This window comes from Providencia sp. 2023EL-00965, assembly GCF_033550225.1.
In the GTDB taxonomy this organism is placed as follows: Bacteria; Pseudomonadota; Gammaproteobacteria; order Enterobacterales; family Enterobacteriaceae; genus Providencia; species Providencia manganoxydans.
This window is the reverse complement of record NZ_JAWUEH010000023.1, coordinates 1-15,367: the sequence shown is the minus strand read 5'-3', so window position 1 is coordinate 15,367 and position 15,367 is coordinate 1. Positions and strand designations below refer to the sequence as shown.

Annotated in this window: 10 protein-coding genes; all 10 read right to left on the bottom strand. The window is 43.9% G+C overall.

The window, feature by feature from the left end; all coding sequences use genetic code 11:
* Positions 1-48: 48 nt before the first annotated feature.
* Positions 49-951 (bottom strand): VWA domain-containing protein, encoded by a 903-nt coding sequence (locus SC428_RS20655; RefSeq protein WP_318710154.1) that lies wholly within the window; start codon positions 949-951, stop codon positions 49-51.
* Positions 952-1,946: 995 nt separating this feature from the next.
* Complete coding sequence (rpoC, locus tag SC428_RS20650) at positions 1,947-6,167, bottom strand: DNA-directed RNA polymerase subunit beta' (protein WP_140182942.1); 4,221 nt, start codon at positions 6,165-6,167, stop codon at positions 1,947-1,949.
* 114 nt (positions 6,168-6,281) lie between these two features.
* Positions 6,282-10,310 (bottom strand): DNA-directed RNA polymerase subunit beta, encoded by a 4,029-nt coding sequence (rpoB, locus tag SC428_RS20645; RefSeq protein ID WP_070928492.1) that lies wholly within the window; start codon positions 10,308-10,310, stop codon positions 6,282-6,284.
* A 348-nt stretch (positions 10,311-10,658) separates the two neighbouring features.
* Positions 10,659-11,027 (bottom strand): 50S ribosomal protein L7/L12, encoded by a 369-nt coding sequence (gene rplL / locus SC428_RS20640; RefSeq protein ID WP_318710097.1) that lies wholly within the window; start codon positions 11,025-11,027, stop codon positions 10,659-10,661.
* A gap of 60 nt (positions 11,028-11,087) precedes the next feature.
* Positions 11,088-11,585, bottom strand: coding sequence for a 50S ribosomal protein L10 (gene rplJ / locus SC428_RS20635; RefSeq protein WP_070928488.1), 498 nt, complete (start codon positions 11,583-11,585; stop codon positions 11,088-11,090).
* A gap of 327 nt (positions 11,586-11,912) precedes the next feature.
* Positions 11,913-12,614, bottom strand: a complete 702-nt coding sequence (gene rplA, locus SC428_RS20630) for a 50S ribosomal protein L1 (RefSeq protein ID WP_070928486.1) — start codon at positions 12,612-12,614, stop codon at positions 11,913-11,915.
* Between the two features lie 3 nt (positions 12,615-12,617).
* Positions 12,618-13,046 carry a 50S ribosomal protein L11 gene (gene rplK, locus SC428_RS20625; RefSeq protein ID WP_004264379.1) on the bottom strand — a complete coding sequence of 143 codons (429 nt, stop codon included), beginning with the start codon at positions 13,044-13,046 and terminating at the stop codon, positions 12,618-12,620.
* A 166-nt stretch (positions 13,047-13,212) separates the two neighbouring features.
* Positions 13,213-13,758: a transcription termination/antitermination protein NusG gene (gene nusG / locus SC428_RS20620; protein WP_070928484.1), complete on the bottom strand. Its 546-nt coding sequence runs from the start codon at positions 13,756-13,758 to the stop codon at positions 13,213-13,215.
* Positions 13,759-14,145: a preprotein translocase subunit SecE gene (gene secE / locus SC428_RS20615; protein WP_070928482.1), complete on the bottom strand. Its 387-nt coding sequence runs from the start codon at positions 14,143-14,145 to the stop codon at positions 13,759-13,761. It lies immediately after the preceding gene.
* Positions 14,146-14,821: 676 nt separating this feature from the next.
* The coding region (locus tag SC428_RS20610) for an EF-Tu/IF-2/RF-3 family GTPase (RefSeq protein WP_318710065.1) at positions 14,822-15,367 on the bottom strand (546 nt) is incomplete at its 5' end.

Below are 15,367 nucleotides of genomic sequence, written 5' to 3'. Positions count from 1 at the left end.
AAAATATCAGAGGGGGAAATACTTCCCCCTTTTTCTATTTATTTGAGTTTAACGTTTACCGTACTGATCCAGATAATTACGACTCTCTTTTCCGCAGCAAGAATCAATTGTACGATTGACTATGTCCGACATTTTATTCACAGCTGCAATGATATTTGGCAGTTGTTCACACACAGAATTGCAATCTACAGAGTCTTTATGCGGTAAAACTGGTGGTGTCAGGCTATCACACAGTACTTCTTCCAGTACTAACACAAAATTGGCGATACCTGTCGTGTAAATATATGCACGCCCATCGGTTTCTTTTGCCAAACGTTCATATTCCCTTGTCACATTGTCTCTATCCGCAAGGGTGGGAAAACGATCAAGGTTTGTTGGGCTATCATCTGGCGTCCCTTGATAAGTATAAACCTTAACCCCTGCTTCTTGAGCCACAGATATGGCCTCATTGTTTTTCGCTATCGCAGCGCGAGTCAAAATTCCACCACCTCCCTCCATTCCCTCATCACCTAAAACAAAAATCGCTCTACGTGCATCATCACGCCAATCAAAGTGTTTGCTAATATCAATAACAGCTCGGCAAAGATCTTCTTTATTTCCAGCATGATCTCGTCCATCTGATTCTCTAAACGGCAGCCTAGCCTGTAGATCACGTTCATTAACCCCCAACTTGATCAGATACTCACTTGCTGATTGATCAAACTTTGTACCAGCCCATGTCCCTTCAATACCTAAAAATGTCGCACGTAAACGAGATGGGCAATTTGCTGATGCTTTTTCAATTGCGGCATCAATTTGCTTACTAAGGTCGCTTGCTTCATCAGACATTGAGCCGCTCGTATCAATAACAACGACTAAATCTAATGCGATTGCACCATTTCCAGTCACTAATTGAGCTGTTTGACTTCCCTTCATCGTAGTTGATAAATAAGCAGCGGCAGCAGAAGGCATATCAGAAATAAAAGAATTAACCTTATTGTCACTACTATCTATATTTTTATTCATAATGATGCTCCTTTGAATTTTATAGTTTCAAATATATTGAATTAAAATATTATGATGATGTATTTCTGAATGAAGTTACATAATCCCTCAATTGCTAGTTGAGGATGAGCATTATTAATTTATTCTCGCAAACAATCACTCCACAATTAATAGAATGCGTTTTCAAAATTTAACAAAATATTGTTAATTTAATTGTGAAATATAAAAACAGAATTATTATCGACAATGTTTTTATATATATAATTTTTAAATTAATAGATTTACCACTAAAATAAATCCAAAGAAACAAAAGAACCCGTTTGAGCCGTACATCCTATTAATGTTAATCATTTCTCAGGCTCTGCCTTTGACAATTTATCTAGTTTCTTATAGCGGCCCTCAAAAAAGACCATAAAACCATTATTATTAATAGGTTATGCAGAAAAAAGATTTATTCCCACTAAAATTTAATAGTCGGACTAAAATATTATTACAACCGTTTTTAAATATACGCATAAAACTTAATTTTTAAAATACAATGAGAGTCATTCCTCTTTATAGCGTATTTTCCTAATTTAACACTTATTAAATTTTCAAAAAATGAATAACTACTAGCACGATGGCAAATTTTAATGATAACACTGAATATTAATATTCCAGTGTGAGATTATGCGTTATGTTATTCAAATAGTCATTCTTTTAATTTTAATATTTATTCCTTAATTTATAAGGCCACTTTCCATATATATAACAGAAAAATAGAAAGCTAAAATAAATAACTCAGTATAAAATTCATCTGCATAAATTAAGATTACCACTACCGAGAGATTATTAATGGGTTATCTAATGATATTTACTACCATCGGTTAGGATGATTATTGAAAATAAGTTTTAAACATAAAAAAACCGGTGCATTTTATTGCACCGGTTCTATTATTGCGCTCTAATCAGACTAACGAGTCTTAATTATTATCGCTGCTGAAACCTGCATTTAACAGTTCAGCTAAGTTAGCCGTTGCTTCATCTGCGCTAACTTGTGGAGCTTCCACAACATCATTCAGATGACGACGACGAATACGATCTTGGTGATACGCAAAACCAGTACCCGCTGGGATCAGACGACCAACAATAACGTTTTCTTTCAGACCGCGAAGTTCATCACGTTTACCTGCAACCGCAGCTTCTGTCAGTACGCGTGTTGTTTCTTGGAACGATGCTGCTGAGATAAAGGATTCTGTTGCCAGAGATGCCTTCGTAATACCCAACAGGTCGCGATCGAATTTAGCAGAAATCTTACCTTCAGATTCCAGTTTACGATTCGATACTTTAACACGTGAATATTCTACCTGCTCACCTTCGAGGAATTCAGAGCTTCCTGCATCCGCGATAGTGACTTTACGTAGCATCTGACGGACGATAACTTCAATGTGCTTATCGTTAATCTTAACGCCTTGTAAACGGTAAACTTCCTGAACCTCGTTAGTGATATAACGTGTTACTGCATGTACACCACGCAGACGCAGAATATCATGTGGAGATTCTGGACCATCAGAAACTACATCACCACGTTCAACGATCTCACCTTCAAACACGTTGAGCTGACGCCATTTAGGGATCATCTCTTCGTACGGATCGCTACCATCTAGTGGGGTAATAACCAAACGACGTTTGCCTTTGGTTTCTTTACCGAACGAGATAATACCGCTGATCTCAGCCAGAATTGCTGGCTCTTTCGGACGACGTGCTTCAAACAAGTCAGCTACGCGTGGCAGACCACCCGTGATATCTTTAGTACCCACAGATTCTTGTGGAATACGTGCTAAAGTATCACCCGCGTTGATCGCGATGCCATCATCTAACTGAACAATTGCTTTACCCGGTAAGAAGTATTGGGTTGGCATATCAGTGTTAGGAATAAGAACATCGTTACCATTTGCATCAACAACACGTAATGCAGGACGCAAGTCTTTACCACCACTTGTACGCTCAGCAGTATCCAATACAACAATTGATGACAGACCGGTTAATTCATCAGTCTGACGGGTCATTGTTTGACCATCAATCATGTCAGAGAAACGGATAATACCGGATACTTCACTGACAACTGGCATTGTATGTGGATCCCAGTTAGCAACGGTTTCACCGCCTGCAACTGCCGCACCATCACCTTTAGTTAGATGCGCACCGTAAGGTACTTTATAGCTTTCTTTCGTACGACCGAACTCATCGATCAGACGCAATTCAGTATTACGTGAAGTAATAACTAGTTTGCCTTCTGAATTAGTTACGTACTTCGCATTGAACAGCTTCAGTGTACCTGAGTTACGAACTTGAATGCTAGATTCAGCCGCCGCTCGAGATGCCGCACCACCGATGTGGAACGTACGCATCGTCAACTGTGTACCCGGCTCACCGATTGACTGTGCTGCGATAACCCCGATAGCTTCACCTTTGTTGATGATATGACCACGAGCAAGGTCACGACCATAACAGTGAGCACATACACCGAAGTCAGTTTCACAGCTAACGACTGAACGGACTTTAACGCTGTCAACAGAGTTCTCTTCTAACAGGTCACACCATTTTTCGTGTAGCAGTGTATTACGTGGAACTAGGATGTCAGCAGTACCTGGGATCAGGATATCTTCTGCTGTTACACGACCCAATACACGCTCACGCAGTGGTTCTTTAACGTCGCCACCCTCGATAACCGGAGTCATCAGGATACCTTCGTGAGTACCACAGTCATCTTCAGTCACTACTAAGTCTTGTGCAACGTCAACTAAACGACGAGTCAAATAACCGGAGTTCGCTGTTTTCAATGCGGTATCCGCAAGACCTTTACGAGCACCATGCGTAGAAATAAAGTACTGAAGAACGTTCAGACCTTCACGGAAGTTTGCCGTGATTGGTGTTTCGATGATTGAGCCATCTGGCTTAGCCATCAGACCACGCATACCCGCTAGCTGACGGATCTGCGCAGCAGAACCACGAGCACCGGAGTCGGCCATCATAAAGATACTGTTGAAAGAAACCTGTTGCTCTTCTTCACCGTCACGGTTAATCACCGTTTCAGTAGACAGGTTTTCCATCATCGCTTTAGCAACACGTTCGTTTGCCGCTGCCCAGATATCGATAACTTTGTTATAACGTTCACCAGCTGTTACCAGACCAGACTGGAACTGCTCCTGAATTTCTGCAACTTCTGCTTCGGCTTCTGCGATGATCCCTGCTTTTTTCTCAGGAATAACCATATCGTCGATACCAACCGATGCACCAGAACGTGCCGCGTAGGCAAAACCGGTATACATGATTTGGTCAGCAAAAATAACAGTCGGTTTCAGACCCAGTACACGGTAACAAGTGTTCAGCATTTTAGAGATCGCTTTCTTACCTAACGCTTGGTTAACCAGCGAATAAGGTAGGCCTTTCGGTACGATCATCCATAAAATTGCACGACCAACAGTAGTATCAACTAAACTAGTGTTAATCGTAATGTTACCTTCACCGTCTTTCACTTCTTCAGTGATACGGACTTTAACACGGGCATGCAGTGATGCATGACCTGAACGGTAAACACGCTCAGCTTCTTTAGGGCCGGCCAAAACCATGCCTTCGCCTTTCGCGTTTACACAGTCACGAGTCATGTAGTAAAGACCCAAAACAACGTCCTGTGAAGGAACGATGATAGGCTCACCACTTGCTGGTGACAGAATGTTGTTGGTTGACATCATCAACGCACGTGCTTCTAACTGAGCTTCCAGAGTTAGAGGAACGTGTACCGCCATTTGGTCACCATCGAAGTCGGCGTTATATGCCGCACAAACCAATGGGTGCAATTGGATAGCTTTACCTTCGATCAAAATTGGCTCGAACGCTTGGATACCCAGACGGTGAAGTGTTGGTGCACGGTTCAGCATAACTGGGTGCTCACGGATAACTTCATCCAAGATATCCCAAACAACCGCTTCTTCGCGCTCAACCATTTTTTTCGCTGCTTTGATGGTTGTTGCCAGACCACGTAGTTCTAGCTTGCCATAGATAAATGGTTTGAACAGTTCAAGAGCCATTTTCTTAGGCAGACCACATTGGTGCAGACGCAGGTATGGACCTACTGTGATAACCGAACGACCAGAGTAGTCAACACGCTTACCAAGCAAGTTCTGACGGAAACGACCTTGTTTACCTTTGATCATATCAGCCAAAGATTTCAGAGGGCGTTTGTTAGAACCTGTAATCGCACGACCACGACGACCATTATCTAACAGTGCATCAACCGCTTCTTGCAACATACGTTTTTCGTTACGTACGATGATGTCTGGCGCAGCCAGATCCAGAAGACGCTTCAGACGGTTATTACGGTTAATTACGCGGCGATACAGATCGTTCAGATCTGATGTCGCGAAACGACCACCATCCAGTGGAACTAATGGACGTAGATCAGGTGGTAAAACTGGCAGAACGTTTAAGATCATCCACTCTGGTTTGTTACCAGACTGAATAAACGCTTCTAGCAATTTAATACGCTTAGTCAGCTTCTTACGCTTCGTTTCAGAGTTAGTTTCATTTAACTCTTCACGCAGTGTTTCACACTCGTTTTCAAGATCGAGGTTTTTCAGCAGACCTTGGATTGCTTCCGCACCCATTTTCGCGTCAAATTCATCACCGAACTCTTCCAACGCATCTAAGTATTGCTCTTCTGTCAGAATCTGTGCGCGTTCAAGGCTAGTCATACCGCCTTCAACAACCACATATGATTCAAAGTACAGAACACGTTCGATATCGCGCAAAGGCATATCTAACAGCAAACCGATACGGGATGGCAGTGATTTTAAGAACCAGATATGTGCAGTCGGAGAAGCAAGTTCGATATGACCCATGCGCTCACGACGAACTTTAGTCTGAGTGACTTCAACGCCACACTTCTCACAAATCACACCACGGTGTTTTAAACGTTTGTACTTACCGCACAGACATTCGTAGTCTTTTACTGGCCCGAAAATACGCGCACAGAAAAGGCCGTCACGCTCAGGTTTGAACGTACGGTAGTTAATGGTTTCTGGCTTTTTCACTTCACCGAATGACCATGAACGGATCATATCAGGTGATGCCAGAGCAATTTTGATCGCATCAAACTCTTCGGTCTTGGTTTGCGCTTTCAGAAACTTAATTAAGTCTTTCACAAAATGGCTCCTGTCGGAGTTAGACCTGTCAGGTGAGTGGCCCCTGCCGCTCTCCCCTAATCCCAGTACTTATTACTGGCCGGAAGGCGAAATTCGCCTTCCGGTACAAACGAATTACTCGTCTTCCAGTTCGATGTTGATACCCAGTGAACGGATCTCTTTCAACAATACGTTGAAGGATTCCGGCATACCTGGTTCCATCTGATGGCTACCATCGACGATGTTTTTATACATCTTCGTACGGCCGTTAACGTCATCCGACTTAACAGTCAACATTTCTTGGAGCGTATAGGCTGCACCGTATGCTTCCAGTGCCCACACTTCCATCTCCCCGAAACGCTGTCCACCGAACTGCGCTTTACCACCCAGCGGCTGCTGAGTAACCAAGCTATAAGAACCTGTAGAACGGGCGTGCATCTTATCGTCAACCAAGTGGTTCAGTTTCAGCATGTACATGTAACCAACAGTTACTTGACGCTCAAACTTCTCACCAGTACGACCATCGAACAATGTAATCTGACCTGAAGTTGGCAGACCACCCAGTTTCAACAGTTCTTTAATTTCAAACTCTTTCGCACCATCGAACACTGGTGTTGCGATTGGCATACCTTTTTTCAGGTTCTCAGCCAGACGCATAACTTCATCGTCAGAGAAAGTATTTAAATCGACTTTCTGACGTGGGTCATCACCAAGATCGTAGGCTTTCTGGATAAACTCACGCAGTTTAGCAACTTCTTGCTGCTGTTTAAGCATAGCATTGATTTTGTCACCAATACCTTTCGCTGCCATACCCAAGTGGGTTTCCAGAATCTGACCGATGTTCATACGTGATGGTACGCCCAGCGGGTTCAGAACGATGTCTACAGGGTTACCGTTTTCATCGTAAGGCATGTCTTCAACTGGGTTGATTTTTGAGATAACACCTTTGTTACCATGGCGACCCGCCATTTTATCACCCGGTTGGATCTGACGTTTAACAGCCAGATAAACCTTAACAATTTTCAGTACGCCTGGAGCCAGATCATCACCTTGAGTGATCTTACGACGTTTCGCATCGAGTTTTTTCTCGAACTCAGATTTCAGTTCGTCGTACTGTTCAGCTAATTGCTCTAACTGGTTCTGTTTCTCTTCATCAGCCAGAGACAGCTCTAACCAACGATCGCGAGGCAGTTTATCCAGTTTTTCAGCTTCAATTCCGCCGTTAACCAGTACAGAACGAATACGTGCAAACAGACCTGCTTCGAAGATACGTAGCTCTTCAGTTAAGTCTTTTTTCGCTTCACGTAACTGAGTTTCTTCGATTTCAAGCGCACGTTTGTCTTTCTCTACGCCATCACGAGTAAATACCTGTACATCAATAACTGTACCGGAAACACCGTTAGGAACACGTAAAGAAGAGTCTTTAACGTCAGACGCTTTTTCACCGAAGATTGCGCGCAGCAGTTTCTCTTCTGGAGTCAGTTGAGTTTCACCTTTAGGTGTCACTTTACCAACTAGGATATCGCCGCCTTTAACTTCAGCACCGATATACACAATACCAGACTCATCGAGTTTAGAGAGTGCAGCTTCACCGACGTTTGGAATGTCAGCAGTAATTTCTTCAGGCCCTAATTTGGTGTCACGAGACACGCAAGAGAGTTCCTGAATATGGATCGTTGTGAAACGGTCTTCTTGAACAACACGCTCAGAAACAAGGATGGAGTCTTCGAAGTTATAACCATTCCATGGCATAAATGCCACGCGCATGTTTTGTCCAAGTGCCAATTCACCAAGGTCAGTTGAAGGACCATCAGCTAACACGTCACCACGTTCGATTGGTTCACCTAACGATACACAAGGCATCTGATTAATACAGGTGTTCTGGTTAGAACGGGTATATTTAGTCAGGTTATAAATGTCGATTCCAGCTTCGCCTGGATACATCTCGTCTTCGTTAACTTTGATAACGATACGTGACGCATCAACGTACTGAACTGAACCACCACGTCTTGCAACCGCAGTTACACCGGAGTCAACCGCTACTGCACGTTCCATACCTGTACCGACTAATGGTTTGTCAGCACGTAAAGTAGGAACCGCTTGACGTTGCATGTTCGCACCCATCAATGCACGGTTAGCATCATCGTGTTCAAGGAATGGGATCAGTGACGCACCAACAGAAACCACCTGTTGAGTCGAAACGTCCATATATTCAACCTGATCGCGGCTGAATAAGCTTGATTCACCATGGTTACGACAAGTAATCAGTTCTTCAACGAAACCACCATCTTCATCTAATACGGTGTTTGCCTGTGCAATGATGAAGTTACCTTCTTCAATTGCAGACAGATAGTGAATTTCGTCAGTAACGATACCATCACGAACTAAACGGTAAGGGGTTTCAAGGAAACCATACTCGTTGGTCTGTGCATAAACAGACAATGAGTTGATCAGACCGATGTTCGGACCTTCAGGCGTTTCGATTGGACATACACGACCGTAGTGAGTTGGGTGAACGTCACGTACTTCAAAGCCCGCGCGCTCACGAGTCAGACCACCTGGGCCTAACGCAGAGATACGGCGTTTATGCGTGATTTCAGACAGTGGGTTGTTCTGGTCCATAAATTGAGACAACTGGCTGGAACCAAAGAACTCTTTCACTGCCGCAGAAATTGGCTTCGCGTTGATCATATCTTGTGGCATCAGTGCATCAAGATCGCCCAGAGAAAGACGCTCTTTCACTGCACGCTCAACACGGACCAGACCTACACGGAACTGGTTCTCTGCCATTTCACCAACAGAACGAATACGACGGTTACCTAAGTGGTCAATATCATCGACTTCGCCTTTACCGTTACGGATATCAATGAGCTTACGCATCACATCAATGATGTCTTCTTCACTCAGGATACCTGAACCTTCGATTTCATCACGGCCCAGTGAACGGTTGAACTTCATTCGACCTACCGCAGACAAGTCGTAACGGTCTTCAGAGAAGAACAGGTTATCGAACAAGTTTTCAGCCGCTTCACGAGTTGGTGGCTCACCAGGGCGCATCATGCGGTAGATTTCTACCAATGCACTCAGGCGGTCATTCGTTGGGTCGACACGAACGGTTTCAGAGATATAAGCACCGTGGTCTAGGTCGTTAGTAAACAATGTTTCAATTGTTTTATGACCAGACTGGCTCAGGCGTGCCAACATATCTAATGAAAGTTCCATGTTTGCTGCACAAATCAGCTCACCAGTGCTTTCATCAATGTAATCTCTTGCGACCACTTTACCGGCGATGTATTCAACAGGCACTTCAATGCTGTTGACTTCTTCTTTCTCCAGTAAACGGATGTGACGAGCAGTGATACGACGGCCTTTTTCTACATAGACTTTGCCGTTTGCTTCGATATCAAACGAAGCCGTTTCACCACGTAGACGCTCAGGAACTAGCGTCATCATCAGTTTGTTGTCACGGATTTGGAAAACAGTTTTTTCGAAGAACAGGTTTAAGATGTCTTCAGTGCTGTAATCCATTGCACGCAGAATAATGGTCGCTGGTAATTTACGGCGACGGTCAATACGTACAAACAGGTTATCTTTCGGATCGAATTCGAAATCAAGCCATGAACCACGGTAAGGGATAATACGCGCGTTATACAGGACTTTACCTGATGAGTGTGTTTTACCTTTGTCGCTGTCGAAGAACACACCTGGGCTACGGTGTAACTGAGAAACGATAACACGCTCAGTACCGTTAATAACGAAAGTACCGTTTTCGGTCATGAGTGGAATTTCACCCATGTAGACTTCTTGTTCTTTGATGTCTTTTACGGTGCCTTCAGGTGCTTCACGCTCATAAACAATGAGGCGCAACTTAACACGCAATGGCGCAGAGTACGTGACACCACGGATTTGACATTCTTTAACGTCAAAAACAGGCTCACCTAGGCGGTAGCTGACATATTGCAGCTCAGCATTGCCGCTGTAGCTCTGAATAGGAAACACAGAACGGAATGCTGCTTCCAGCCCGTTCTGACCATCAGGATCTTGCTCGATAAACTTCTGGAACGAGTCAAGTTGGATAGAAAGGAGATAAGGTACATCCAACACTTGTGGACGTTTACCAAAATCCTTACGAATACGTTTTTTCTCGGTATAGGAGTAAACCATAGGGTTCCTCAGCTCGCTGATCAGTGACCCACTCTGTCCGTCCATAAGGACAGCATCGCTAACGCTATTTTTTGAAATGGAAAATGAACACTTTCCGTAATACTCATTGCTATTACTCTTAAATCATTTCATTGTGCCACTCTGACTACCGAGCTACCCGAGCGGGTCGTAGCTGAGAACACAGTATATTAAGTCGTCAATAGAAAGAAGTATTGGAGGGTTTGTTAACATCAAAATTGCGTGAAAAAGCTGTTAACACCCAATCACGCTTTACAGCGCAAAAAGGCTGGTGATTAAAAAATCACCAGCCATCAGCCTTTAAGTTAGGCTGCAAACTGAAAACTGAACTTATTTAAGCTCAACAGAAGCACCAGCTTCTTCAAGAGATTTTTTCAGAGTTTCAGCTTCGTCTTTGCTAGCAGCTTCTTTGATAACTGCTGGCGCAGATTCTACCATATCTTTAGCTTCTTTCAGGCCAAGACCGGTTGCACCACGAACTGCTTTGATAACTGCAACTTTGTTACCGCCAACAGCAGACAGAACAACGTCGAACTCAGTTTTTTCTTCAGCAGCTTCAGCTGGGCCCGCAGCTACAGCTACAGCAGCAGCAGCAGCAGAAACGCCGAATTTTTCTTCCATCATAGTGATCAGTTCAACAACGTCCATTACAGACATTTCAGCAACTGCGTCAAGGATTTGGTCTTTAGTGATAGACATAACAAGTGTTCCTAAAATTCAGAAATAGTTTATACGTTAAAAAGCAACGAAGGAAAGGGCTTATGCAGCTTCTTTCTGATCGCGCAGAGCAGCCAGAGTACGAACCAGTTTGCCTGCAGCGGCTTCTTTCATGGTTGACATCAGGCGTGCGATTGCTTCTTCGTAAGTTGGGAGTGTTGCCAGACGATCGATATCTTTCGCTTGGATTAACTCACCTTCAAAGGCCGCAGCTTTAATCTCAAATGCTGGATTCGCTTTCGCGAACTCTTTGAACAGACGAGCAGCAGCGCCCGGGTGTTCGTTAGAGAAAGCAATTAAGGTTGGACCAACAAACGCGTCTTTCAGAACATCATAAGAAGTTCCTTCAACAGCACGGCGGATCAGTGTGTTACGAACAACACGGATATAAACGCCAGCTTCGCGACCTGCTTTACGCAGTTCAGTCATTTTTGCTACAGTTACGCCGCGTGAATCAGCAACAACTGCAGAAAGCGCGCCTTTGGCTACTTCGCTGACTTCAGCAACAATCGCTTGTTTGTCTTGAAGATTTAGTGCCATTAGCTTCTTGCTCCTGGATTAACCGGGAAACCCCGGGACTCACATCACCCAAACACGACATGTGTAGGGCGCTAAAACACGGTGAGCAGAAGCCAAAATAAAATTCTGGGTATCTCTGTCACCGTCTACGCAGGTAAATTAAGTAGTTATTAATAACTAAGAACCACACCTGCGGTCTTGGACGGGGTCTGGAAAGGCCAGACTCCATACCGAAATTCGTGGTTTGCTAACACTTTAAATAGCACTAACAAACTCAAGGCGTCAGATTTTATACAAATCTGACGCAAAGGTAAAGTTTAATTACCAAATTAGCTATCAGCTAAGGTATTAAACTGCTGCTGACAGACCTGATTGGTCAATAGCAACACCAGCACCCATCGTAGTAGACAGGCTAACTTTCTTAATGAAAACACCTTTAGCAGAAGCTGGTTTTGCTTTTTTCAGCGCAACTAGCAGTGCTTCTAGGTTTTCTTTCAGTTTGTCAGCATCAAAGTCAACTTTACCGATAGTAGTGTGGATAATACCGTTTTTGTCGTTACGGTAACGAACCTGACCTGCTTTAGCATTTTGAACTGCTTCAGCAACGTTAGGCGTTACAGTACCAACTTTCGGGTTTGGCATCAGACCACGTGGGCCTAAGATTTGACCTAATTGGCCAACAACGCGCATTGCATCTGGAGAAGCAATAACAACGTCAAAATCCATTTCGCCAGCTTTGATTTTATCAGCCAGATCTTCCATACCAACCAGCTCAGCGCCAGCTGCTTTAGCAGCTTCTGCGTTTGCGCCTTGAGTAAAGACAGCAACGCGAACTGAACGGCCAGTACCGTGTGGCAGTACAGTAGCACCACGTACGTTCTGGTCAGATTTACGAGCGTCGATGCCGAGGTTAACAGCAACGTCAACGCTTTCTACGAACTTAGCAGTCGCTAATTCTTTCAGCAGAGCAACGGCTTCATTGATGTCATACTGTTTAGTTGCATCAACTTTTTCACGGATATTGCGCATGCGCTTATTCAGTTTAGCCATTGATTAATCCTCCACAACCAGGCCCATGGAACGAGCAGTACCTTCGATTGAACGCATCATAGCGTCAACATCAGCACCAGTCATGTCCGCAGCTTTAGTTTCAGCGATTTCGCGAATCTGAGCAGAGGTCACTTTACCTACTTTGTCTTTGTTCGGCTTACCAGAACCAGACTTAACGCCAGCTGCTTTTTTCAGCAGAACTGCCGCAGGAGGAGTCTTAGTAACGAAAGTGAAAGAACGGTCTGCATAAACTGTGATAACAACAGGAATTGGCAGGCCTTTTTCTAGGCTGTCTGTTTTTGCGTTGAACGCTTTACAGAATTCCATGATGTTCACACCTTGTTGACCCAGTGCTGGACCAACCGGTGGGCTTGGGTTAGCCATACCAGCTGCAACTTGCAGCTTGACGTAGGCTTGTACTTTCTTAGCCATGAATATTTCCTCTAGATGGGTAATAGCGCCTAAATAATAGGCTCCCCGTTAATTAACACGCCCCGCAAATTAACTTTTACGGCTAATTTTGCGTAACGTAAAAAACAAAAGGCGCGAAATTATAGATAAATTTCACACCTTTTGCAAGCCAGTTTTGTCGCTAAGACTATGCTTTTTCGACTTGGCTGAAATCCAACTCGACAGGCGTCGCACGACCGAAAATAGATACAGAGACCTTCAAGCGGCTCTTTTCATAATCCACTTCTTCCACAACACCGTTAAAGTCAGCAAATGGACCATCGCTAACACGAACCATTTCACCCGGCTCAAACAAGGTTTTCGGACGTGGTTTATCACCAACTTGTTGCAGGCGATTCATAATCGCATCAACTTCTTTATCACTAATTGGTGCAGGGCGATCCGAAGTTCCACCGATAAAGCCCATAACACGAGGTACGCTACGTACTAAGTGCCATGACTCATCATTCATAACCATTTGAACTAATACATAGCCTGGAAAAAACTTACGTTCACTCTTACGGCGCTGACCACTACGGATCTCAACAACTTCTTCCGTTGGTACCATAACTTCGCCGAAAGAGTCTTCCATACCATGTAATTTGATATGTTCGCGCAGGGACTGCGCTACACGGCCTTCAAAACCAGAGAAAGCCTGAATCACATACCAGCGCTTTTTAGGTGAATCTGACATTTAGAATAACCTCAGGCTTGTAATAAACGAAACTAAACGTACTAGGATACCATCTAATCCCCACAGTATTAACGACATAACAGCCGTTACTACAGCAACAATCAAAGTCGTTTGTAATGCTTCTTGGCGAGTTGGCCAAATCACTTTTCGCATTTCAATGCGAGCTTCACGCGCAAACGCTAATGTTTGTTTGCCCTTTGTGGTCCACAAAGCGACAGCACCTGCAATGGCGACAACAACCACAACAGCAAAAGCACGCAGCGCGAGATTATATTGACGGAAGTAATAGTTGCCAACTATAGCAATCATTAGCAGGACCGCAACCACGACCCACTTAAAGACGTCTACACCGCGTCCACTTCCTTGAGCTTCGCTATTCGCACTCATAATTCAACCTGTTACCATGAAGTATGTATAAAGCCCGCTAGCTTACAAATGTAAGACCAGCTGACCGAACCAATAGAATATGCCAACATATCCCTTATATACCCTCAATTCTTCAAGTTGCAGCGGTGTTGACTACGCTCAGCTAACCGGGTCACATAGTTTATCTATGCTCCCCGCCTATCTTCGCTTGTCGCCTACCTGCAACTCGAATTATTTGGGGTATATACTACCAGCCAAGCTTGCTACGTCAGAAAGGGGTATCATTGACAACACCTGCAAAGTTAAAAGACAGGCCGATACGTTCGCACTATCTATTTCACAGGCCATTTCTAGCATGCCCAGCAAATTTTTTGCCATTTTATTTATGAAAACGAATTTCTAAATCTGGCAACGGTAAAATATACCATATCTTCTGAGCAAAACCTTAATAAATCTCATATAACTGCACAAAGCTGCTGATACAGTTGATATTTCGTTGTTTCAGAGCCTATCTCACCAATAATTTCAACAACTATTGATGAGATAGGTTCTTAATTTTACAACGTTATACTCGATAAAATCCCAGACACCACGTTATTGATAGTACTAACTGCACCATCAATTAAATGCGTCTTGAATTATTTCAAGTATAAAAAGGGCATCCTATAGATGCCCTTTTCACTAAAGTGGGTTGTGATTATGCAATGATTTTTGCAACAACACCCGCACCTACTGTACGGCCACCTTCACGGATTGCGAAACGCAAACCGTCATCCATCGCGATTGGGTGGATCAGGGTAACGATCATGTTGATGTTATCACCTGGCATTACCATCTCTACGCCTTCTGGCAGTTCGATAGTACCGGTTACGTCAGTTGTACGGAAGTAGAACTGTGGACGGTAACCTTTGAAGAATGGAGTATGACGACCACCTTCATCTTTGCTCAGGATATAAACTTCTGACTCGAACTGAGTGTGTGGCTTGATTGAACCTGGTTTTGCCAGTACTTGACCACGTTGAATTTCTTCACGCTTAGTACCACGCAGCAGAACACCTACGTTCTCACCCGCACGACCTTCGTCCAGCAGTTTACGGAACATTTCAACGCCAGTACAAGTTGTTTTAGCCGTTGCTTGGATACCAACGATTTCAACTTCTTCACCAACTTTGATGATACCACGCTCAACACGGCCTGTTACTACTGTACCACGACCTGAGATTGAGAATACGTCTTCGATTGG

Bases quoted from the DNA above. Each gene is read 5' to 3' on its own strand.
- SC428_RS20655 (WP_318710154.1), bottom strand. From the start codon at position 951: ATGCCTTCTGCTGCCGCTGCTTATTTATCAACTACGATGAAGGGAAGT.
- rpoB (WP_070928492.1), bottom strand. From the start codon at position 10,310: ATGGTTTACTCCTATACCGAGAAAAAACGTATTCGTAAGGATTTTGGT.
- rplL (WP_318710097.1), bottom strand. From the start codon at position 11,027: ATGTCTATCACTAAAGACCAAATCCTTGACGCAGTTGCTGAAATGTCT.
- rplJ (WP_070928488.1), bottom strand. From the start codon at position 11,585: ATGGCACTAAATCTTCAAGACAAACAAGCGATTGTTGCTGAAGTCAGC.
- rplA (WP_070928486.1), bottom strand. From the start codon at position 12,614: ATGGCTAAACTGAATAAGCGCATGCGCAATATCCGTGAAAAAGTTGAT.
- rplK (WP_004264379.1), bottom strand. From the start codon at position 13,046: ATGGCTAAGAAAGTACAAGCCTACGTCAAGCTGCAAGTTGCAGCTGGT.
- nusG (WP_070928484.1), bottom strand. From the start codon at position 13,758: ATGTCAGATTCACCTAAAAAGCGCTGGTATGTGATTCAGGCTTTCTCT.
- secE (WP_070928482.1), bottom strand. From the start codon at position 14,145: ATGAGTGCGAATAGCGAAGCTCAAGGAAGTGGACGCGGTGTAGACGTC.